Origin of the sequence: Rhodopirellula halodulae, from assembly GCF_020966775.1 — a bacterium.
Lineage (GTDB): Bacteria > Planctomycetota > Planctomycetia > Pirellulales > Pirellulaceae > Rhodopirellula > Rhodopirellula halodulae.
Window position 1 is genome coordinate 588829 of the sequence record NZ_JAJKFV010000029.1, and the last position, 21617, is coordinate 610445.

Sequence of the window (21617 nt, forward strand, 5' to 3'; positions counted from 1 at the left end):
CAGGCTGATCTACAGCTCGCTTGGATCGACGACGGCGTGTTTGACGCCTTCTCGGTTGTACGTGTAGACCATGTTGAGCATCCCGTCGGAGGTTTGGATGATGGCCGGGTAGCTGTATTCGCCGAAATGACGTCGTCGCTCGGGATCCTTCGGGTGCGGGCCGGTTTCGTTTTCAAGCGTTAGAACGGGCTTCCACGTTTTGCCATCGGACGAGATCGCCAAATTGAGAATTCGACGTGGCTTCAGATCAGGAGCGTCATCCCGTTTCACCGAGCCTTCCGAGTGGTTGTAGATCAAGACTTGCCGACCATCTCGCAATGTGACCGCGTCGGTCCCGGAATTGGGGTTGGGTAGGTCGGTGGCGGTGAGCGTGCTCCAGGTTTTGCCGCCATCTTGGGACCAGCTTTGAACAATGCGTTTCTCTTGGCTGCGACAGAGAATCTGCATGCGATTGTCTGGGTAAGTCAGGATGCTGGGCTGAATCGCGTGAAAGGTTTCGCCGGTTTGGATCGGTCCGATGACCTCCCAAGTCTTACCGAGGTCTTTGGTGACTTCGAAGTGAACTCGCCAGTGAGAAGAGCCATCCGGGTAATCGATTTCGGTGCTGGAGGGACACAGGATCGTTCCATCCGCTAGCTGAATCGGTTTGTTTTTCACGGGGCCCAGCAAGTGACCAATCGTGTGGGCTTCGCCAAGTTTCGTCGGCCACGACCACGTTTTGCCGCCGTCTTCAGATGTCGTGAGCATGCCCCACCATTCCCGTGGGTTCGGACCGACTTTGTAGAACAGCATTAGCGGACCGTTGGTCGGTTGAAAGAGCACCGGGTTCCACGTGGGATACCGCAGCGTTGACGACTGAACGCCGTTGACCACCTCGACGGATTTCGTCCATCGGCCGTTCTCATTGCGCGAGACGCGAATGCCAACATCGGGATCACGCTCCCGAGTGCCGGCAAACCAAGCCGCGACGAGACCCGTTGGTGTTTCGACAACGGTTGATGCGTGGCATTCCTTGGTCGGTTTCTCGGCCAGCGGGAAGATTTGTTGGGAGGCGATCAAAGCCCCTTCCCCCGCGACGGCGACATCAGGGAGGTCTTCTGCTTGCAGAGGCAGACTCAAAAGAAACGCAACGAGAACCGCGAGGGAAGCTTTCATGGTGTGCAGGAATCCAAGGTGGGGGCGAAACAAGGTGGGATAATCGGAGGGGATGTCCTGTGGCAGGACGAACCACTCTACCAGATCCAATGATCATATTTCGCGTCGTGATCCCGATGTTCTTTTGAACCAAGCAACGTGGCTCACTTGGATTTCGTTGTCTGTGAGAACCTTTTCAGATATCGGCTGAGTTTGAGTTTTTTGCGAGTGCTATCGCTGGTCATGTAGCGGACGCTGCCGAAGACGGGACGTTTCGGGCCCCAGGCTCGGTCGGTGCGACCGAGCACCCAGAGGATTCCGCAGTACGAATTGGGGTCGCGGCCATCCAGTCCGTACTTGTTGTTCAGGTGAATCATGATCTCGAGTGCTTCTTCTGGGGTTTTCGTCCAGTGGAAGATCTTCTTGCCCCAAAGCATTCGCATGTAGTTGTGCATCTCGCCGGTTTGCACCAACTCTGTTTGAGCTGCGTTCCACAACTCGTCATGGGTGTTGGCGGTTTCGAACTCCTCCAACGTGTACACATGTGGCCGCTCGTCATCGCGAGTTTCCGAAAGCGTTTTCTGAGCCCAATCTGGAAGTGACTCCAACGAGTCGTAGGTATCGGGGTTTTGAAAGGACCAGTTGAAGCCGATCTCACGCCACGTCAGCAGTTGATCGAGCAACGCTTCCGTGTTTTCACCAACGTTCCAGAAGTCATGATTCTTTCCATTGGGTTTGGAGGTTTGGTCCGCCGTCCAGCCTTCGTTTTCCAACAACGAAGCAACCATCTCGTGCACCGAAATGTGTCCGAAGTGAAGGTGAGGGCTGAGTCCTGTTGTGGCATGTTCGTCGGGATGATTGCGGTCGTCGTTGTATTTCGAAAGTTTGAAATCCAGAAATTCGTTCCATCGCCGACACGCTTCGACACGTCCACCGGGAGTCTTTTCAGCCGGTGGTACGGAATGGTCGATGGGGATCTTCGACAATCCGTCCTTGTCGAGAAGTTGATCCAGATCCGCGGCGGGCCACTTGGAAAGGATCTTCTTGTCGATCAAAGCCTCGCGTCGCTTCGCCATGGATTTGCCGTCAGGGCAGGGCAGGGCAGGGCGGTCGGACTGTTGTTCCAAAGGGTTTTCAAGTGGCAGGTGTTCGAGTGCAGGAAGAATGTTCTTCTGCATGAACCGTCGGTAGCTGTGGGCGACGGTGTAGGTTTTTTCAGCCGCCCGAAGTGGAAGTACTCCGTTGGAATCGATTAGCTCCAAACGTGCTGGTAGTTTGTCCTTCACCGCATCAATCATGTGAGGCAGAAAGAAACAGGGGTATTCGTCGGTCACCACCGTGCAAGCATGCTCCGCGAGTCGGTGCAGGAGCGGCGAGCCCTTGCCCGGTTGAGGTTCCACGTAGGGGTAGTAAACCACCGGCAGCGATTCCGCCTCCGCCGCGTTGTCTCGCATCCCTTCGATGATGAATCGGTGAATGCGATCGCTGGCCCACTGATAACGAACTCGAAGTGGTTCAAAGATCAGCAAGGGCTTCTCGTATTCCAAAGCTCGGTCGACCGCGTGTTGCAGTGCAAAGTTCCAGTGCAACCGTCGCTGAGCAATCATCCAATACACGATGTAGTCGCCATCGTGTCGTGGGGGATGGTCGTTCGCGAATTGATGCCTCTGGGGCGGAAGCGAGGAAGTCATGGCAGACAAACCGAGAATGATCGAGAAAATCGTTGGAAAGAAGTCTGAAAAAGAAATCGTTGAAAAGCGGTGCGACGCGGCAAGATGCAGTTCGATGCGGTCGGGCGAGTTCGAACTTCCGCTATGATTGGCGTGTGGATGGGACAGGAGTCGTCATTTCGCCAGCCTGTTAGTATTCTGTCGCAACTTGAAGTTCGGGTCGGTTGCCTCACGCCGTTCCGGAACCTACCGGATGGCCAAGCTGAGATGGACCACCAGTAGAGTGTGCTGACTCGCCAAGGGCCATGCAATTTTGTCGCGAAGACGTTCTCCGTATCGAAGCCTCGCCATTGGTTTGCTGGCCGCATATTTGCTCGGTTCGGCGGCTTACGTGTGGTTGTCTGCGCAGTGGATCGCCCGTTGGCACTCGCATTTTCGGGTGCTGGATTTATTGGCCCCCCGAGCCAATGACGTAGTCATCTTCACGTTCTTTTTGGTGGTTGGGGCCAGCATCGGCAGTTTTCTGAACGTCGTGGTGTGGCGATTGCCTCAGAAGTTGAACGTCAATGGCCATTCATTCTGTCCCCGTTGCCGGAATCGACTCCGGGCCCGCGACAACGTTCCGGTATTTGGATGGTTGTGGTTGGGTGGCCGCTGCCGAGATTGTCGATTGCCGATCTCTTCCCGCTATCCGATCGTTGAGACGCTGGTTGGGATCACCATTGCGTTGGTCGGAGTGGCGGAGTTGATGCAGTGGAGCCTTCCTTATTGGGATGGCAATCGGCAACCTCTTTGGTTTGCGGCGCCGGCTTGGGATGCGAATTTATTGTGTTTGATCCTGTATCACATCGTGGCGTTGTCGACCGCGTGGGCAATGGGATTGATTCGTTATGATCGAAACGCGTTGCCGTCGCGATTGACGTTGTTCGCCGCGGCCACGTTGATCGGCGGCATGTTCGCTCTGCCACAAACCATGGTGGTGCCGTGGCAGTGGGTTTCCGGCGGGATCGAAGAAATCTCGGTCCAGTGGCCTCCGCAGGCTTGGTGGGTGAAGGACACGGATCCCATGCGAGGCGGACTGGTTCAGGTGGACGCGGCGGCATTGCTGACCCAGATCGGAATGCGGATTCTGACCGCACTCGTGGCGGCGGGCTTCTTCGCTCGCGTGCTGGCCAAAAGCTTTTGTCCGGCGGCGGATATGAAGTTGGATCCGCTGGGAGCTTCCACGCGTCGGTTGATTGACCTCACGATTTTGCTCGCCGTGCCGTCGGTCGTGGTGGGGTGGCAAGCGACGATGGGCGTGATCTTGATTGCGGCGGCGATCAGCAAGTGGCTGCAAACACGTGAATTCACTCATTCTCGCGATTCACTCGGGCGATTCGCGGTCAGCCTTCCCGTCGCGGTCGCGATTCAGTTGTTGTTGTGGCGAGGTTTGGTGGCGTCTCAGCTTTGGCCTAGCGAACAGGCATCGCAAATTGGACTGATTGTTCCGTTTTTTGCCATTTTGACGATTCCATTGTGGCTGAACGAAAACGAGGAAATCCCCGCCCCGGAGGGCGAAGAGATCCCAGAGGAACCAAACGCGGAGTCCGATGCCGATTCTGATGAGTTGGTTGAGCACGTTCGCGACGATCAAGCGTTGGGAAAGGACCCGGGGGCGTTCGAGGAGGGCTCTTCGGCTTTCCGCTAGGGCGAATCGTTTGAGTTAAACTGATAGCCCAGCAAACGATCATCAGATGAGGGGATGTGGACGAAGCCAGCTCGAAACGAAACGAACGCGTCGCGACCGAGAAAAACTCGTTCGACGAAGTGGCGTTAATCGAGGCGGCCTTGGCGGGCGACGCGGCCGCCTTTGAGGGGTTGGTCGTGCAACACCAGGACCGGCTGTATCACGCGATGATCCATGTCACGGGATCGGTTCACGACGCGGAAGAGGTCACGCAAGAAGCCTTCATCCGTGCCTTTGTCAAACTGGACACGTTCCAGCAAAACAGTCAGTTCTTTACCTGGCTGTATCGCGTTGCCTTCAACATCGCACTTTCGCGAAAACGTCGTCAGAAAATTCGACTGTCGTTGGATCAGCAACGCGAGGAGGCGGGGGAGGAAGTCGTCAGCGATGGTGAGCCGGTCGACGCCAACATGATTCGCCAGGACGATGTGTCCTTGGTCCAATCCGCTCTGCAGCAACTCAGCGATGAACACCGCAGCATTCTCGTCTTGCGGGAGATGAACGAATCGTCCTATGAGGAAATGGCGGAGATCTTGGAACTGTCGATTGGAACCGTCCGCAGTCGTCTGAATCGGGCTCGCAAGCAATTGCGATTGGCGATTGAGCAACTGCGGGAAGCGGAATCTGGTTCCGTGGACTCCTCACTCGGCTAAGTGACATCCATCGGCAAGTGGATCTCTTTGCCAATCAAAGATGGTCGTGTCCGTTTGGCGAGCGGTTGTTTGGACAGGGATGAAGCCTCGGCGGCGAGGGAACAAGCATGGTGGATCGATCCTCCAATCAAGATGCCGGACACCATTTGGACTTGGTGCACGAGGTCCAGCCGGCTCCGGAAGAGTCTTCGCGTGGGGCTGATTCCGCCGCGGCTCAAGGCACCCCCGGCAATCCGCGTCCGTTTTTGGGGATTCAGTTTCGCTGTTGCCAAACCTACGGCCGCATCTATCGCAACGATGAGCGAACGGCCTACCGCGGCGGATGTCCCAAATGTGGATCGCGGGTGGAAGTTCCGATCGGAAATGGCGGAACGAACCAACGATTCTTTTCGGCTGGCTAGGCGTGCTCTCGACCGCGAGCGTCAGGCTGGGCGAGGGTGGCTCGCTCCGATTGTGTCGATTTCTCCACAAAATCCGAAAAAACCTGCCGGTAGAGCCTCGTCACAACCGAAACAGTCCATAGCACCGATTGGACCGGCTATCCGGCCGTTCCCTGTTCGCCGTGAGCACGGCACTCGGTGAGCGACACCTCACAAAGGACTGTAGGGAGGCATTTCCATGCGACGCAAATATTTTGGACTGGCGATGGCCGCGATCGCCACGCTGGGGCCTGCTCAGGCCTTTGGCGGTGATCGAGAGATCGCACAAGAAGTCATGCAGCGGCTCAAGGCGAGCCGTGATGCAGGGCAACTGAAGAACTTCAACCTCGACATGAAAGTCAACGATGGCGTGGTTCTATTCCGCGGCACCGTGGATGGAACCGAGCAACGCGACGTTGTGTTGTCTTCGTTGAAAGACGTTGACGGCGTGGTCAACGTGGTCAACGAGCTCGAAGTTCTCGAAGCAAAAATCTACAAACCCAAAGCGGCTGCGATCGCTGCCGTCGAGCCAGCCGAAACGTTCGACTTCAAGAACGCTTTGGAAACCGAAGGGCAAGAAGTGGTTCCTGGAACCATCGCTCCCGTGGCCAACGAAGAAGCTGCTGAATCGGAAACACGTCCGGTTGCCGCATGGGAAACCGCTGGCGAAGGAGTTCACTCGGACGACACGATCACCCGTTCGGTTGCTGCCGCATTGGGCAAAGCCAAGTCGGTTGGTCACCTGAAAGACTTCGGCGTCGACGTCAACGCCTACGACGGTATCGTTGAAATCACCGGCGAAGTCGCCTCCGACTCGCAACGTCAGTTGATCGCCGAGATCGCTCGTCACGCTCCTGGAGCACGCGGCGTTCGCGATTTGATGAGCGTCAAAGCTGAAGCGAAACCAAGCTTGGTTGCGACTCCTGCTTCGCACCGCACCGGTGGCTTGCAGCCATTGCCACCCGCCAACCGTCCTCAGGTCCAAGCTCAGCCCGTTTCCTACGGACACGCTGGTGGCCAGATGATCAACGGTGAAATGGTGGTGCCCGGCAGCATGGTCACGCACGGTGCAACCGCCGCACCCGTGGCTTCAGCTCCTGTGATGGGACAACCTGTTCCTATGGCACCTGCGGCACCCGTCGGAGCACCACGCTACGACTCGCCAAACTTGCCGAACTACGCGTGGCCTGGCTACGCAGCGTATCCAAACTACGCAGCGTTGACCTACCCACAACAGTACAGCCCATCGGCATTCCCATACATCGGACCTTTCTACCCCTACCCACAAGTTCCTTTGGGATGGCGGAAAGTGTCGCTCGAATGGGACGACGGATGGTGGTTCTTGGACTTCACTGACAAGTAATTTGTCAAACGGTCCAAGCATTGATCCAGCGGGTCCATGACCCAAACGAATCAACGAAAAACCCTCGCGAGTTCTCTTGCGAGGGTTTTTTTCATTAGTTGGCAGCCATGTGGTCGAATGCCTGGAATCGAGTAGGACGGAACTGTCCCGGCGAAAATGCATCTGAGATGGAAGTGGGCGACTGGTCCGATCGGAGAAACGTTGATGCTGTTTCGGCGAATGTTGTGATCATCGCTTGCTAGTAAAATTTTTTGGCACCGCACGCATTTCAATCGCGGTCTTTCGCTCGATCGATTCTTGAATGAGGTCGCTGGCATGAAGGGGCATTCCCATGTTGAACGTTTGGTTTTGTCGCTGGTATTCCTCCCGTGTTTTGGCTTCTCAGCTCACGCTCAATTGCCAAGCGGCCTGAACCCGTCGGCAATCGCCGATGGTGCAAAAATTGTTTCGACGGCCCGAGTGAACGATGCTCCGAAAGTCACGGAAGTACGGGAGTGGCGATTGCAGAATCGAGAACCGATTCAGGGACGATTGGTCCAATGGATTGGTCCAGACGAATGGATCCATATTGAATTCCGCAGTGGAAAGTTCCAGTCGTTTCCATTGAGGCAGTTCAGTGAATCGGATCGCGAATTCATCGAGAAGACATTGGAGCCTTGGCGGTCGCTGGTGGATCGGCTTCGCGAGGCGTTTCCCATTCGCGATGCGGGTGACCAGGCGTGGATGCAAGGTGACCGGGAGCTCAACAATGCGTCTCTGTTGTTGGTCGAAGACAGCATCTCGTATTGGAACATTCAACAGCAGTTGATCGCCATTCCGCTGGCGTCATTCCGGGGCGAACAACGCGATCTGATACGCGAGCGTCTGAACGTGCTCGATCAATTATCGAGATGGCAGACCGCAGTTCCTGGGGTGGATTTTCGTGCCGCGTTGCTTGGGCAAGTCGACGATGCATTTGTCTTTGGACGCATTTGGAAGCCATATGCTTCGCACCCCGTGATGGCTCGATTTCGTGTACGCAAAACCATGCTCGCGGAAGCTGATCGCGAACGAGCGGCGGATTGGTTTCGGACTGGAAAAGTCAAACAGGTACCAGGTCTCGAGCAAACCGATCTTTGGTGTTGGCCTGGGCGACTGGGGATGCTCGGACCTGGGAAGCCGCTTGAAATCGTCGAAGATGAGTCGGATCCCTCTAAGGGCAAGGTTTCATGGTTCGTGCCTGATCATCGACCCGAACGGGCTCGATTCCGAAAGTTCCGGATCAAGCGTTGGGAGTCGCTCGGTTCGTTCACCGGTCCATCGGAATTGGATCTGCGGCGTGTGCTCATGGAAAGGAAAATGAATGAGCTCGATGAAGAGGTTACTCCTACGCAAATCGCGACGTCTTGGGCTGAACGGCGGCGAAAACTGGTTGATTCTGATCCGTTCCGCTACCTCAACATGGCAGGGGCTTGGCGACTCAAAGACACCGCGTCCAATACCCGATTCACGGCAACGCTGATTGGCGAAGAGCACCCGTATTACGTCTATCGGTTCGATGCTGACAACTCGACGGTCGCTATCTTGAAAGCCGAATTGACAGAATCTTGGAGAGCGGCGGCTGAACAAAGCGTCCAGGGTCTGAACGAGTATTTCGAGGCTCACCCCAAGAAGAAACGCCCCTCTTTGCATGCCGAGTATTTTCTCGTCCGACGTTCCCATTCCATGGTGTTGGCGATCAAACCGTTGGAGATGACGAACGAGACCTCTTTGAAAGTCAAAATGGCCAACCGTGACACGCCGGTGGGATTGCCTGTCGATCAACTACATTTCGTGGACGCGATGGAAATGAAGTTGATGATGCTCGAAGCCGATCCAACCACATCGACCAAGGGACTGCCGGAGCTTGCGATAACCTCTCGCGAGCATCGGATGCAGTGGATCAAACTGCAGGAACACTTTGAGAAGAAGATCATTTTTGAAATGCAGCTTCCCTCCGCGAAAGCGATGGAAGACTGGTTGGTGAGCTGGAGTCAACCACCTTATAAGTCGCAAGTTGGTTTCGAGGGCGTTGTCGTGGGAAAGCACCTTGACAGTTGGATCATGCGTGACGGGACGGTCGATTTCCTGGTTGACAGAGAACTTCTGACGGACCATGCCAACGAACAAGCTGCCCAGCAATGGCAGACTCTGAAGGAGCAGTTTCCAAACCAAGCCATTCCGATCGCGGTTCCCAGCCTGCGAATCTACGGGTTGATGGGAAAGCAGCCATTGCCGCCGGCAGAGGATCCAAGCTGGAACGACCACGATGAATTCCAGTTCACCGATCGAGAAGGAAAGCGTCAGACGATTCCTCAAACAGCTTTTTCGCATCTGGAAAAGCTCGAATTGGAGGTGCAGTTGCGTTCGGGAGCCGAAGTGCGGCAAACGGTTTCAACTGATGACGAGTACGCCGCGACGCAACAAGTCGATCTGTTTCAGGAAAACCTCCGGCGGGAGCTCGAAGATAAACTCCGCAACTTGCCGCGACCTCCGAGCTATCAGTTATGGAAGTTGGTGGACTCGACTCAGTTGTTTCCCGCCAACTTTGAACGTCTTGACGGTGACGACGCGATCATGCGCGGGATGGTAGGCGGTTACTTCCGCGTTGCACGCTCGCTGTTTGAGGAACACGATTGGAAGACAATGGAGGAGACAGCCGCCGAGTTTCGTGAGCAGGGTAAAGCGGGCAGAACGGACGGGCTGGACCCGTCCACGATCACCCATCGCGTGATTCGACGAGCCGACGGTTGGACCACTTTGCCCGCCACGCCGGTCCGCGCGAATCGCTACTACATCGATTTCGAGGACGAGAACGAATCCATGATTCGTTTGTCTGTGGATGAACTTCATCCGGTTGACGGACCGAAGTTGCGGGGTGAGTTGTACCGACGTGAACATGGCATCGAGTGGGACGACCAGGTGGATGAGCGGTTGGCTCAACCTGTCACCGAAGACGAAATCATTGCTCGGCCAGCCACGCTGGATGCGGAATATCGCGAGCGGTTGGAATTGCTGCGTCGTGGCTTTTCACGCCAGTGGAAAGAGACACGCTTGGCACTCAGCCCAGGGCAGACGGTGCTGCAGATGTCAGTGGACGGATCGTACTTGTTGATTGCGGGAAACGATCCTGCCGTGGTGGATCGAAGTGGGAACATCGTCCATCGAATTTTAAGTCGATTGGACGGTCAGCACCCAGTCTATCTGTCGGCGGATGGCAATCGATTGATCGGTTTTGAAAGTGGGGGGCTGACCCTTTGGGATCTCCAACAGGGAACCAAATTGGCGAGCCATCAGGCAGTGAAGCCACCCTTGGCTTCGGCGCAATCGGCCGATGGGGATCGAATCTTTTTCACGACCCACGATGGGTGGATCTACTTGTTGGATTTGGCATCGTTGGAAGTCAAGCAATCACGCATCGAGTTACTCGACGGGGAACGGATGACTTCCGAGCTATGGTGCTCTCGTGACGGTGCGAATTTCATCGCGACCAGCAATCAAAACATGTATTTGTTGAAGGTCGATGAAACCACGGGGAAGATCGCGAATCAAGCTCAGCTGACGAGGCTTCCGAAGGTCCGCGCACTGGCGGTCTTGGACAAACGGGCCTGGGTCAGCACGGATGAGAAACCTTGGGCAATCGACTTTGGGGTCGAAGAGGGAGAGGTGGTTCATGCCACTCGTCGGTTCAACATCGTCCCGTACTGGATGGAAAACGCCGAGGCGGAAGAAGAAATCACACAGATTCGAGTCATGGGGATGCCTCCAGGATTGGCGGGCTCCGCAGATCCTTTTGCCTTCATCGCGGACTTCGATTTGAATGGCGATCGGAGGGGGATGGTTGAGTACGTGAACTGTGACTTGACTCAACCGGTCATGATCGCGGCGCGCGGAACGGCGATGGTGTTTCGTCGAGGTAGTGAGTGGATTCATGCCGCCGCTCCGGAACGCATTCCAGCCTCTCGGATCCTTCGAGTGTTGGCGGAGAACCTGGTGGACCGCGACCAGATCGATCAATTGGACGCTGCGTTTGCCTATTTGCGAACGCCCGCCATCGCGGCAGTCAGCGAGTACCCCGATGAAATGAGTGAGGAGTTTCTAAGTGCGCTGGACATCGTGTCCAAAGAATATGGCTGGGTGCACGGAGGCGATGCTCGAATCCGCAAAGATTTGTGGCTGAAGCGCGCCGGGGAACGGATGCCGCGGTCCATCGTGATTCCGATGCTGCGTGCTCAGCATCATCGCGACCTGGCTTGGGAGGCCCGCGGAACCGGTTTCGTCAACACGGTTTCGAGGGATGACATGCGGCTCTTTCATAAACAGTTGGGTGTCGCACTGGAACACCTCAAACCGCTCTTGAAGAAGCAGCAACCCGCTACCCGTGTGTTCTTCCTTGCGCTCGGAATTTCCATGGGATTGTCTGCGCCTAAAAGTGCGGTGGGTGAGCTGACTCGGCGTGCCATGCAGACACCTGCGAAGGGAAGTTTGTCCGTGCACTCCTCGGCGGTGACCTATTTGTTACCGCGTTGGCACGGCAACCCCGGTGATTTCGAGAACTACATCGAGGCGGTCTGCGATCAATTGGGGGGAGCTGATGGCGATGCAATGTACAGTCGGTTGATCGTCAGCACGGCTCGCTTTTACCCTCGTGGCCAACCCGCCAGTGACTTCATGCGTTTCGATCCCGATCGAGTTTTGGCCGGGATGGATGCGTACTATTCAAAGGACCGAATCAGCACCCGCTGGTTCGAATTCGCAGAGGAGCTCTTTCAGAGGGAACAGGATGATGCTCGCTTGGCCGAGCTCCGGCAACTGGTTCGCCGCCACCGGATCTACTTTGGTGAGTGAACGACTTGCTGGCGAAAAGCTTTCGCGGCTTACGGTTGGTGAGGGCTGTACGAGGGGGGATCGTAGGATCCGTGGCGTGCGAACGGATTTGTCAATGAAATTCGTTCGAGCGGTTCGGTCAAAGCCGCTGGATACTCGGTGCGAATTCTTACGTCGGTGGCCAGCCATTGCCAGCTCCAGCCGAGCATGCTTGGGAGCTCACCGCTGTCCAAGGCGAACTCAAATAAGTCGAAGATCAATTCTGCCTCTTCGAAGTCGTTGGTGGTGAATTCGGTGGACCAGAACGGTGAACCGATTCGCCAGTGTTCCATGCGAACCTCGACATGGTAGGTGTTGGGCATGGTCGCGAATTCTTGAGCGTTGACGGGAGTGCTCAGTGAAACGCTGCTCGCGGAGAAGAGAGCCACCAGTGCGAAGAAGAAACGTGTGCCGTGCATCGCTGGGATCCTCAAGAGAAAGGAACGTGTGCTTTCAACGCCCGGCCAAACGGCTGGGCTTCGAAGGTCTCAGCGAAAAGACTCGCGATCTGTTACCGCGAATTCAAACCGGTTGTCGAAGTTCGAAAAAATCAGGCAACAACAGTCGCCATTCGGTCTCCCATCCGTGCGTAGAGCTCTCGGTTTTGTGCGGAGTTCTCAATCAGGTCAGCGTCGAATTGGACTCGTCCCGGTTCAAAAAGCACCATCGTCGAGGAGCCGCCAAACCGGAAGTAGCCTTTCTCATCGCCTTTCGTGACGGGCTGTTGGGCGGTGTAGGTTTGTCGAATGCTGCCAACGCACGTGGCACCAATTTCCAGCAACAACACCGTGCCGAGTGACTCGGTTTGTAGCTGCGTGATGCAGCGTTTGTTGGTGCTAAGAATGTGAATGTTCTGGCACAATGCGATTGGATTGACCGAATACAGCGGCCCGTTGATCAGACGGCTTTCTCCAGGTGTTCCAGCGAAGGGGAAATGAAAGCGGTGATAGTCCGTCGGGCACAATCGTGAAAGCAGCAAACTGCCATTGGCATAGCGATCCGCCAGTGCGTCGTCCTTCAGCAAGGTCGAGATGTCAAAGGTCTCGCCTTTGACAAACAACCCCGATGAGCGAGACAGGTCGGGAATGCAAAGATGCCTTCCATCGGCTGGGAACACGACGGAGTCATTGCTGGCGTCGATCGGGCGGGCCTCAGGATGAAGCTGACGCGAAAAGAATTCGTTGAAATTCGCGAAGTTATCCACGTCGCAAGCGAACTCATTCGCATCAAGCCCGAACTCTTCGACAAAGGGAGCAATTTTCGCTTTGGTTTGCGGCTGGTCCATTCGCCAGCCGTACCAATGCGAGAAGGCAGTCCGCTTCACCAACAGCGACAATGAAATGCGACCGGCGACCGAACCGTAGGTCCAGCGAAGAGCCTTGTCTCCGTACACCTTTTCGATTTCGTTTTCGCCGGTGTATCGGTTGTGGTAAACGATTTCGTCCATGCCGCAGATTTTAAATGGATTCACCCGCAGAAGAGGTGATGTGGGGGCTATCGAGGAAGTTGCTTCCAATCGATTTCGGGTTGGCTTTCCGTGGTCGACGTGCGCTGAAACGTTTGATCGAGCTGCACGGTTTCTGAGAAGAAGCCGCAGTTTTGGAGGAAGAAGTGAGTGTCTTCGCTTCCGCCGGCGTAGTCCAGGCGATGTCGACCTCGTGCGGTGTTATCGCCCGTGAATTTCGCTCGCGTGATTTCGTGCCAGTTTCCATCCGTGTCGCAAACCCACTGGTTCGCATACTGGGCTGATCGCTGGAGATGCCCCTGGGTTGGCGAGAAGTTTTCGAGGAAGGAATGAAAGCCAGTGAGATGTTTGTCCGTTTTGGGACGTTGGAAACTCGCGACAAGCAACCACTCATCTTTCTCTTTGTCGCCAAACCACGACGTGTAACGCGTGTTGCCTTTTCCGTCGGGTTTGACTTCCGTGAGGAAGCGATAGGTGCGGCCGGCTTCCCACGGGTAGCGAAAAAAGCTTTGACCACCGGAACCTTCATTGCCAAAGTCTTTCGCGATGACGTTCTTTCCCTTCGCCAACGTTCGAACGCGATCTTCCTCTGGGATCTCGTTGGGGTCGTCGGTTCGGTAAGGACTCCAAATTGAAAACAAGACTCGGCGTTCGGTCTCGCTATTGACCTGCATCCCGAAGTAGCCTTCGCCAAAACCGTTGGCCATGAAGTACGTTCCAATGGGATCTTGTCCGACCGGCACCATGATTTCGCTGTAGGCGTAGGTCAGGTTGACCTCACGAGGAATGCGATAGGCCAAGTGGACCGATGGACCGCGACGTCCCCAGTAGAACATGTTGCCGTCATTGGTTTTGACATAGTCAACTTGCAGATCGCTTGAGTCGGAATTCACGATGAGCTGTTTGATCTCAATGAGCGAAGAATCGCTCTTCAAAGAGAGATCAACTTTCACGTATCCGGCGGGCACGGAGACTTCGCCGATTGAGATCGAATCGGAGGTGTCTGCGGGGACGTCGCAAGCGAACGTTTGATCGGCAACTTGAATCTGGATCGTTCCCGCTGTTTCGCCGGATCGTCCCTCAAGTGCCAGATTCAACTTGGCCCCATCGCTGACCCGAAAGAACACCGAGTAAGTTTCGTCGCTGGTGCGTAGCGACAGATTGCCGTCGCGGCGCAGTCCACGACCACCGGGTTCCGGTGCGGTGCGGAAGGCATTGCCGGCGACGGGAATCTTCCATTCGTCGGCGGATGCGTGAGGGGAATTGGGCGTGCACACAAATGCGCAGGCCAAGGTGAAAACACAAATCAGTCGGAAGTTCATGGTGCGATTCGAAGGTGGGATTTCCGGGGCAGGGCAGGGCGGTGGGGAACGCGAAACAGTCGCGACATCTGCTCTTGGCGGGATGGTGCCTATTCGGTGGTGCCCGCAACATAGTGTGATCTGTCGAGCATGGCGACCTCCGCCGGGCCACTTGATTTCGATGGGGTTTTCGTGAGTCCGTTATCAAGGCAGGATGGTGGGTTTCAGGAACTCAAACGCGATTCACGTTGTTCCAATCCCCCTCACACCTTTGGAGCCCATCATGGCAACCGCCAGTGCCCGTCACATTCTCGTCGAGACCGAAGAAGCCTGTCAGGATTTGAAAGAACAGATCGAAAACGGCCAAGACTTCGGTGCCATCGCTGCTGAGTTTTCCGCCTGCCCGTCCGGAAAATCCGGCGGCGCTTTGGGGACGTTCAGCCCCGGTCAGATGGTCAAGGAATTCGACGACGTCGTTTTCACCGGTGAATTGAACAAGGTTCACGGTCCTGTGAAGACTCAGTTTGGATATCACCTGATCGAGATCACTAAGCGTGTCGACTGAGTCATTGGACCCATGATCAAGACCTTCGAAGACGCCTATCGGTTTGTTCTCGATCGAACCGTGGTCACGGTTTTTGGAAGCAAAGGATCGCCTCATCCTTCGCTTTGGGACAACACCGATCTCTCGGAAAAGAAGCCCAAGAGCGGTGGCTGGAGTCCGAAGGTCATGGCGGTGTGGGATTGGAAGACTCGCATCCCTCAAACTTATCCTGATCAGGTTTTCTACGGAAAGATACCGGGTGGTGACGCGGTGTTGATGGAAATGAACCACTTCCGCGATGTGCACTATCCATCGGCGTATCAAGACATCATCGAGCTGGATCCACTCTGCCAGGAAGTGTTCGAGCTGATTCGTTTAGAGGCGGACTACACCGGGCCGCTTCGCAAACGAGCCATGGCGAGATTCGCTTGCACCAAGAGCCAGTTTGATACGGCTTTGAAAAAGCTGCAGATTAGCTTGAACGTGGTGCGATCCAATGACCCAAAGTTGAAGAATGACTTCTGGTTGCCCATGCGTGAGGTTCACATGGACATTGTTCAACAACACGAGTCGTGATGCTCGAGCGATGACTACTGGTGAGTCGTCGTTCGAGACGTCGCGTCGGGTTGGTACGAACTGTCCATCAGCGACACGATCACCATCGCAAAGAGGCTCGCGGCCAGGCCGATCAGTTGCGATGGCACGACGAAGTCAGTGAGCCAGTGTTCGCAGGCGAGCCAAGTGACGACGCCCGAAACGATCGACGCCATGGCACCCGCATTGGTTGCTCGTTTCCAGTAGAGCCCAACGGCCAAGGGGACCAAAGCGCCGACCAGTGGAACGCTGTAGGCTTGTTGGATCATTTCGTACATTGTGTCGTTGCTGGTCAAGGCTTGGTGCAGCGCCAGCCCACCAAACATCAGCAACACCATTCGGAGCCAGCGAAGCATCCGTTTGTCGTCCAATTCGGGACGAAACGGCCGGATCACGTTTTCGACGATCAAGCTGGATGGTGCCAGCAATGTGCCGCTCGCCGTGGAAAGAATGGCTGAAACCAAGGCTCCCAAGAACACGGTTTGAACCCAGAACGGTGTCGACTGCATCACGGCGGTCGGCAGTGTGCGTTGGACCTCCCGCAAGTCTTCGCTGTTGAATTGTTCCAGGTGATTGGGATCGATCACGACTGCCGCGTAGGCGATGAACATGGGAACGAAGGCGAAGAGGCAATAGAACAGACCGCCCAACAAAGTTCCGGTCATCGCGGTGCGTTCGTCTTTCGCGCTGGTCACTCGCTGAAAGACGTCCTGCTGAGGAATGGATCCGAGTGCGGCGGTCAAGAAGCCGCCCGCGTAGATCCACCACTCCGCGGACCGGCCCCAATCGGGAAAGATCTGAAGTCTCCCCGATTCGCGAGCGGATTCGATCACCACGGACACTCCACCCGCGGCCCCCGCCATGTAGATCGAAACGACGATCAAACCAATGATGATCACAAAGGTCTGGATCATGTCGGTCAGTGCCACCGACCACATACCACCCATCACGGTGTAGAATGCGACGATGGTGAAGCCGATCACAATGCCGTGGTTGATCGTCAAGGCTTGGTAACCAATGCCTTTACCGAGCACGGAAATGACCAAACCCAAAGCGGTCAACTGCGCGGCGGCCCAGCCCAGATACGATGCTGAAATCACCACCGACGTCAGGACTTCGATCGGGCGACCGTATCGTTTGCGATAGAAGTCACCGATGGTGAGCAAGTCCATGCGGTAGAACGCTCGGGCGAAGAACAAAGCGACCAAGACCAAGCAAATCGAAAACCCAAACGGGTCGCCCGGAATGGCACGCAAACCCTGTCCCGCGAAGGTGGCGGACACGGAAAGGACCGTTTCCGCGCCGAACCACGTGGCAAACACGCACGCGAAGTTCATGTACAGCGGAAGGGAACGTCCCGCGACCATGAAATCGTGAGCGCCACCAACGCGACGGGCTGCGATGAACCCGATCGCGATGGTCAGTGAAAGGTAAGCCAGTACGGCGGCGATCAATCCCATTGGTGGCCGTCCCGTCAGTCGATTGCGACACTGCCAGCGACAGGCAAACCGTTGAACGGGCATGCACTCGCGGCAGCGTAAGCGCCCATCGAGGGCACCAACACCAATTCGCCGACTTCCAGATCGGGCAACCACTGGTCGCGCGACACGATGTCGGTGGAGTCACAGGTGGGGCCGGCAACGACGCAGGCCGACGTTTCGCGTGACCCGTCATTTTCAACGATCAAAGGAAAGTCGGTGTGATCGAAGATCTTGCCTGAGAACGAGCCATAAATTCCGTCGTCGAGGAAGTACCAAGGTAGTTCCCATCGACGGCTCTTGCCGATCACGCGAGTGATCAACGTCACGCATTCGGTGCAAAGCCCGCGACCGGGTTCAGCGATGATGCGATTTGGCAAGTCGCCAAAGATCTCTTGCAGACCTTGCGAGATCACCGCACCGAAGCTTTCGATCGAGGGTGCGTCTTCGCGGTAAGGTGCGGGGAATCCGCCGCCGATGTCCAAAACTTCCAACGTGTGACCTGCACGCGTGGCTGCATCCCAAATGTCGCGAACGTTGCGGAGGACTTCCACATAGTCGTGAGGGTTCAGGCATTGGCTGCCGACGTGGAACGAGAAGCCACGAATGCGAAGACCTTTCGCACGAGCCACCGACAGCATTTCCAACGCCTCGTGCATGGGGCAGCCGAACTTGGCCGACAGGTTGATGCGACTGGAGGCACCGGTGGTGGCCAAACGCATCAGTAGGTTCACATCGGGTGTCAGGCGACGGATCTTCTCGGCTTCGATGGCGTTGTCAAAAACGAACCAGTTCACACCGGCTTGGTAACATTCCCAAAGGTTTGCATCGGTCTTGCACGGGTGCGTGTGCAGCATTCGGTCAGCGGTGAATCCCGCCAATTGAGCGGCACGCAATTCGCCTGGCGAGCAAATGTCGATGAAGGCGTTTTCGCCATTCAGCGTGGTCAACAAATGCAGGTCAGGGTTTGACTTGGCGGCGTAGTACAAATCCACACCGGGAAGAGCTTGTTTCATGGCCCAGTAAGTTTCGATCGCCTTGGATCGAGAAACGACGAGCAATGGTGAACCGTGTTGTTCGGCGAGGTCTTTGGCGACCTCAAATGAAAGGATGGGTTGAGCCGTTCGAGCGTTGGGTGCGCGCAGAATGGTCGATGCAATCATGCAGCCGGGGTGCCTCTAAGAAAGGGACCAAAGGTCAAAAGAAATTACGAAACAACAGTCAAAACTTCGAAGCCGCTGTGGCTTCGTCGAAGGGTTCTGAGAACCCTGGCCGACTTCTTCTTCGCTGTTATCGAGCCGCGTCCTGGGCGCAATAACGTGTTGACCTTGGGGAGATCGCAATGGAGGCTGCGGCACCTTGCGGTATGGCAACGTTGTGCGTTTGGAGTGGGCGATTCCGCTAGGAAACGTCCTGCCAACACACTTCCGCCACGCCCGTCACGAGGGGGCGAGACCTGGTGTCATGCTGATTGAACCGTTCAGGAAGCTTCGCATCCGGGCGAATCTGACCTTCACGAATCACACTACTGTTCAATCGGCTGCGAAGAATATCGACCGCGTTTTAAAAAGTCGAGAGAGGAAATCCCGAATTCAGCGAATGTTCTGGGAAGAACGATATCGGCCACTTTGGCGGGACGTTTTTCGACTTCACATCGTGTGTTTTCCGCGGGCCAATTCCACCGGAAGGTGCAGAATACGCTGCGGACAGGAGTGGCCGAGGCTGCTATAGTGCCTTCAGTTTCGATCCTTCTTTGGCAGTGGTTTGTTTTGTCTGACGTGTCTTCGGTCCCGGAATCTCTGGAACGCCTGGAAGTGGCTTTGACGCCTCAGGAACGGTTCGAGGAGTACCTGCAGAGCAAAGGGCAACGGCAAACGAAACCTCGCAAGTTCTTGGTTGAGAAGATCTTCGCTCAGCACGCCCACTTTGATGCGGATGAGTTGATCGAGAAATTGCCTCGCAAGGGCGAGCCCAATTACGTCAGTTCGGCGACCGTTTACCGATCGCTACGGGAATTTGTCGACGCGGGCCTGTTGAACTGTTTTCAGCTCGACGGACGGACGGTGTACGAGCTGGATTATGGCTACCCGCCGCACGATCACCTGTACTGCACCCGTTGCCGGAAACTGATTGAGTTTCGCAGCGAAGAGCTGATCGCCACCCGGGATGAAGCCGCCGCGAAACATGGTTTTCGCGTGTCCGGTCATCGCATGCTGGTCAGTGGCGTGTGTCGCGAGTGCAGCAAGAATCGCCGGAAGAAACGCAAACAAGACCTGGTTTGACGTTCCCGATCCCGCTCATTCTTCGGACGGGAGTTCCGCGGTTCGGATCTGCTGCAGGATTGCGTTGAAGACGGGTTCGGCGGCTTCGAAATCGCTGAGTTCCGCTTGCAGTTGAGCCAGGATGCGACCGGCGATTGGCATTTGCTCACGCGTTGGTGGTGGTGCGTCCAGCAAAACGACCCGTGACATCACCACGAGATCCAGGTAATAGAACCTCAGGTCGATGGCTTTTTCATCGTCGTCTGCTCCCGGAAGCGTCACACTTTCGCGTTCCAGGTCTTCGTATTGGTCGCGAAGCATTTGGTCGATTTCGCTAAGCACCAATTCGTCTTCGCGAGTGATCGGTAGTGTCTCCAGCGATACAAAGCCACCGCCGGGCAGATCAAACGTGGTGCCTTGGTCGCCTTCGTCTTCGGCTCGTTCGACCAGTTTCCAGTTGTCCGGGTACAGCAATTTCAGGCCAAAGCCTTCGAACGTGGCGGGCATGCGAATTCTGTGGTGAAGCGAGTGGTAAAACGGCGAGGCCAGGTGGGAGTGAGATCAGCTAGAAGTGCTGCTCAAACGCGACCGCAAATCATCCGGGACGTTGGTTTTGATCAGCTTTCCGCCCGGTTGAAGATCGCAGCAGACGGTTGTGATCTTGCCCGTTGCGATTCGTCGATCTTCGCAGGTCAATTCGAATCGATAGTGGACACTGGATTGGCCAATGCGGTCGACGTGAACCGCGATTTGAAGGATGTCTTCGAACCGTGCCGGTCCATGGAAGTCACAACTCACGGCGACGCGCGGCCAGGTCAGGCGTCGCTCGGATGCGTGATCGGGCATCACCGCCACGCCGACCGAGCGTAAAAATTCGTGCTCGGCGGCTTCCATCATTGGGAAGAAAGCAGAGAAGTGAACGATTCCAGCGGCGTCGGTGTCTCGAAACTCGACGCGGCGTTCGGTTTGGTAAACCGGAGCCTTCTCTGTGGAGGCTCCGGCTGGATTCGAATCATTCACGGCGGAGTTGGATCACTCGCCAACGTATGGCAACAAGGCCATGAAGCGGGCGCGTTTGATCGCAGCGGTGACAGCGTGTTGGCTGGCAGCGGTACATCCGCTCTTGCGACGGCCCATGATGCGACCTTGACGGTTCACCATCTTGGACAGCAATTCGAGGTCCTTGTAATCGACGTACATCGGACGTGGACGCTGGCCATCGACGAAGATGGGGTCCTTGCGGCGCGTGCGGCTGCGGACTCGTGAGCGTTTGCGGGCACGGCTACGCGTGCTCATTGGACGTGGAGGCATGAAGCTTTTCGAGAATTCGAAGGCGAATGGACTGATACGGCCGGAAAACCAGTGTTTCCGGCTCGCCAAGGTGTCCCGCTCACGCGACAAGGGTGCGATTGCGGGCCACACAGTGTGCCGAGATCGGCGTTTCCACGCAATCCCTTTTGCCTATTCTTCCTGATAAAGCTTTTCTTGTGAGATCAAGGTGCGAACGGGGTGAGGGACCTGGAAACGGATGCTCCGGCCGGAACAGACTCGATCACGCAAATCGCTGCTGCTGATCTCAATCTGCGGCATCAAAATCTGAGATTCGCGAATGGTCTGCAGACGGTCGGGGGCCGCCATTGCATTAAGAATTGAATAGTCCGGCTGTGCTTGCCCCCCGCGAGCGATCACGGCGAGATGACACAGTTCCAAAATTCGCTCCGGGTCTCGCCACCGATCGAACGAGGCCAATGAGTCGGCTCCGATGATCAGGTACAGCGGGCGGTCAGGGAATCGCTGGTGCAGATGCTCGAGCGTCAGACGAGTGAAGCTGATGCCATCCTGTTGCAGTTCCCAGTCGTCGATCACGTGGCCTTCTTGACCGGACAGTGCCAAACGCAGCATCTGCAGTCGCTGTTCGTTGCTGGCCACCGGACCGTGGGGTTTCAGCGGGCTGGTTGCCGCCGGGATCCAGCGAACGTGTTCAATTGGCAATTGTTCCAAAGCTGACTCGGCCATCCAGAGATGTCCCATGTGGACCGGGTCAAACGATCCACCAAGGATTCCGATGCCCTGTGGTGATTGTGGTGTGGTTTCGGAGTCGGACACGGAATGACTTTCAATG

Annotated in this window: 19 protein-coding genes; 8 read left to right on the plus strand and 11 right to left on the minus strand. The window is 56.0% G+C overall.

The features are described from left to right. Positions 1-9: 9 nt before the first annotated feature. Positions 10-1155: a sialidase family protein gene (locus tag LOC70_RS15095; RefSeq protein ID WP_230254825.1), complete on the minus strand. Its 1146-nt coding sequence runs from the start codon at positions 1153-1155 to the stop codon at positions 10-12. 143 nt (positions 1156-1298) lie between these two features. Next, entirely contained in the window at positions 1299-2741 is a 1443-nt protein-coding gene (locus LOC70_RS15100; protein ID WP_230256158.1) for a deoxyribodipyrimidine photolyase, read from the minus strand. A 376-nt stretch (positions 2742-3117) separates the two neighbouring features. On the opposite strand from LOC70_RS15100, the gene LOC70_RS24315 reads away from it, so the two are divergent. The 5 genes from LOC70_RS24315 to LOC70_RS15125 all read left to right on the plus strand — a co-directional run bounded on the left by LOC70_RS24315 (position 3118) and on the right by LOC70_RS15125 (position 11834). Then, entirely contained in the window at positions 3118-4494 is a 1377-nt protein-coding gene (locus tag LOC70_RS24315) for an A24 family peptidase (RefSeq protein ID WP_315857264.1), read from the plus strand. A 56-nt stretch (positions 4495-4550) separates the two neighbouring features. Further along, positions 4551-5186 (plus strand): RNA polymerase sigma factor, encoded by a 636-nt coding sequence (locus tag LOC70_RS15110; RefSeq protein WP_230254826.1) that lies wholly within the window; start codon positions 4551-4553, stop codon positions 5184-5186. 107 nt (positions 5187-5293) lie between these two features. Beyond that, positions 5294-5587, plus strand: a complete 294-nt coding sequence (locus tag LOC70_RS15115) for a hypothetical protein (protein ID WP_230254829.1) — start codon at positions 5294-5296, stop codon at positions 5585-5587. A gap of 217 nt (positions 5588-5804) precedes the next feature. Continuing rightward, positions 5805-6968: a BON domain-containing protein gene (locus LOC70_RS15120; RefSeq protein WP_230254832.1), complete on the plus strand. Its 1164-nt coding sequence runs from the start codon at positions 5805-5807 to the stop codon at positions 6966-6968. A gap of 315 nt (positions 6969-7283) precedes the next feature. Further along, on the plus strand, positions 7284-11834 hold the full coding sequence (locus LOC70_RS15125) for a hypothetical protein (protein WP_230254833.1): 4551 nt from the start codon (positions 7284-7286) through the stop codon (positions 11832-11834). A 29-nt stretch (positions 11835-11863) separates the two neighbouring features. Here the strand turns inward: LOC70_RS15125 and LOC70_RS15130 are convergent, their stop codons facing one another. The 3 genes from LOC70_RS15130 to LOC70_RS15140 form a co-directional block, all read right to left on the minus strand. Then, entirely contained in the window at positions 11864-12271 is a 408-nt protein-coding gene (locus tag LOC70_RS15130; protein WP_230254835.1) for a hypothetical protein, read from the minus strand. Positions 12272-12402: 131 nt separating this feature from the next. Then, on the minus strand, positions 12403-13299 hold the full coding sequence (gene asd, locus LOC70_RS15135; protein WP_230254837.1) for an archaetidylserine decarboxylase: 897 nt from the start codon (positions 13297-13299) through the stop codon (positions 12403-12405). 47 nt (positions 13300-13346) lie between these two features. After that, positions 13347-14639 carry a DUF3472 domain-containing protein gene (locus LOC70_RS15140; protein ID WP_230254839.1) on the minus strand — a complete coding sequence of 431 codons (1293 nt, stop codon included), beginning with the start codon at positions 14637-14639 and terminating at the stop codon, positions 13347-13349. A 262-nt stretch (positions 14640-14901) separates the two neighbouring features. Here LOC70_RS15140 and LOC70_RS15145 point away from each other — a divergent pair, with 262 nt between their 5' ends. Further along, positions 14902-15183: a peptidylprolyl isomerase gene (locus tag LOC70_RS15145; RefSeq protein ID WP_255712870.1), complete on the plus strand. Its 282-nt coding sequence runs from the start codon at positions 14902-14904 to the stop codon at positions 15181-15183. A gap of 12 nt (positions 15184-15195) precedes the next feature. Further along, complete coding sequence (locus LOC70_RS15150; protein ID WP_230254841.1) at positions 15196-15738, plus strand: AlkZ-related protein; 543 nt, start codon at positions 15196-15198, stop codon at positions 15736-15738. Positions 15739-15752: 14 nt separating this feature from the next. Here LOC70_RS15150 and LOC70_RS15155 read toward each other — a convergent pair whose 3' ends face one another. Together LOC70_RS15155 and LOC70_RS15160 are read right to left on the minus strand one after the other, a co-directional pair. After that, positions 15753-17216: a sodium:solute symporter family protein gene (locus LOC70_RS15155; protein ID WP_230254843.1), complete on the minus strand. Its 1464-nt coding sequence runs from the start codon at positions 17214-17216 to the stop codon at positions 15753-15755. Between the two features lie 14 nt (positions 17217-17230). Beyond that, positions 17231-18397 carry a type III PLP-dependent enzyme gene (locus LOC70_RS15160; protein WP_230254845.1) on the minus strand — a complete coding sequence of 389 codons (1167 nt, stop codon included), beginning with the start codon at positions 18395-18397 and terminating at the stop codon, positions 17231-17233. A gap of 567 nt (positions 18398-18964) precedes the next feature. Here LOC70_RS15160 and LOC70_RS15165 point away from each other — a divergent pair. Then, complete coding sequence (locus LOC70_RS15165; RefSeq protein WP_230254847.1) at positions 18965-19516, plus strand: Fur family transcriptional regulator; 552 nt, start codon at positions 18965-18967, stop codon at positions 19514-19516. A 15-nt stretch (positions 19517-19531) separates the two neighbouring features. Here the strand turns inward: LOC70_RS15165 and LOC70_RS15170 are convergent, their stop codons facing one another. From LOC70_RS15170 to nadD, 4 genes are all read right to left on the minus strand, one after another. Further along, the gene (locus LOC70_RS15170; protein WP_230254849.1) at positions 19532-20002 is read right to left on the minus strand and encodes a hypothetical protein; all 471 of its coding nucleotides are present in this window, start codon (positions 20000-20002) and stop codon (positions 19532-19534) included. A 54-nt stretch (positions 20003-20056) separates the two neighbouring features. Next, complete coding sequence (locus LOC70_RS15175) at positions 20057-20515, minus strand: acyl-CoA thioesterase (protein ID WP_230254851.1); 459 nt, start codon at positions 20513-20515, stop codon at positions 20057-20059. Positions 20516-20527: 12 nt separating this feature from the next. Next, positions 20528-20806: a 30S ribosomal protein S18 gene (gene rpsR / locus LOC70_RS15180; protein WP_230254852.1), complete on the minus strand. Its 279-nt coding sequence runs from the start codon at positions 20804-20806 to the stop codon at positions 20528-20530. Between the two features lie 150 nt (positions 20807-20956). Beyond that, on the minus strand, positions 20957-21601 hold the full coding sequence (gene nadD / locus LOC70_RS15185) for a nicotinate (nicotinamide) nucleotide adenylyltransferase (protein WP_230254854.1): 645 nt from the start codon (positions 21599-21601) through the stop codon (positions 20957-20959). Positions 21602-21617: the final 16 nt, after the last annotated feature.

Excerpts from the sequence above, each read along its gene's own strand:
- LOC70_RS15145 (WP_255712870.1), top strand. The coding sequence starts at position 14,902 with ATGGCAACCGCCAGTGCCCGTCACATTCTCGTCGAGACCGAAGAAGCC.
- LOC70_RS15155 (WP_230254843.1), bottom strand. The coding sequence starts at position 17,216 with ATGGGATTGATCGCCGCCGTACTGGCTTACCTTTCACTGACCATCGCG.
- LOC70_RS15125 (WP_230254833.1), top strand. The coding sequence starts at position 7,284 with ATGAAGGGGCATTCCCATGTTGAACGTTTGGTTTTGTCGCTGGTATTC.
- asd (WP_230254837.1), bottom strand. The coding sequence starts at position 13,299 with ATGGACGAAATCGTTTACCACAACCGATACACCGGCGAAAACGAAATC.
- LOC70_RS15160 (WP_230254845.1), bottom strand. The coding sequence starts at position 18,397 with ATGATTGCATCGACCATTCTGCGCGCACCCAACGCTCGAACGGCTCAA.
- LOC70_RS15130 (WP_230254835.1), bottom strand. The coding sequence starts at position 12,271 with ATGCACGGCACACGTTTCTTCTTCGCACTGGTGGCTCTCTTCTCCGCG.
- LOC70_RS15100 (WP_230256158.1), bottom strand. The coding sequence starts at position 2,741 with ATGATTGCTCAGCGACGGTTGCACTGGAACTTTGCACTGCAACACGCG.
- LOC70_RS15150 (WP_230254841.1), top strand. The coding sequence starts at position 15,196 with ATGATCAAGACCTTCGAAGACGCCTATCGGTTTGTTCTCGATCGAACC.
- LOC70_RS15120 (WP_230254832.1), top strand. The coding sequence starts at position 5,805 with ATGCGACGCAAATATTTTGGACTGGCGATGGCCGCGATCGCCACGCTG.
- LOC70_RS15115 (WP_230254829.1), top strand. The coding sequence starts at position 5,294 with ATGGTGGATCGATCCTCCAATCAAGATGCCGGACACCATTTGGACTTG.
- LOC70_RS15140 (WP_230254839.1), bottom strand. The coding sequence starts at position 14,639 with ATGAACTTCCGACTGATTTGTGTTTTCACCTTGGCCTGCGCATTTGTG.
- LOC70_RS15095 (WP_230254825.1), bottom strand. The coding sequence starts at position 1,155 with ATGAAAGCTTCCCTCGCGGTTCTCGTTGCGTTTCTTTTGAGTCTGCCT.
- LOC70_RS15170 (WP_230254849.1), bottom strand. The coding sequence starts at position 20,002 with ATGCCCGCCACGTTCGAAGGCTTTGGCCTGAAATTGCTGTACCCGGAC.
- rpsR (WP_230254852.1), bottom strand. The coding sequence starts at position 20,806 with ATGCCTCCACGTCCAATGAGCACGCGTAGCCGTGCCCGCAAACGCTCA.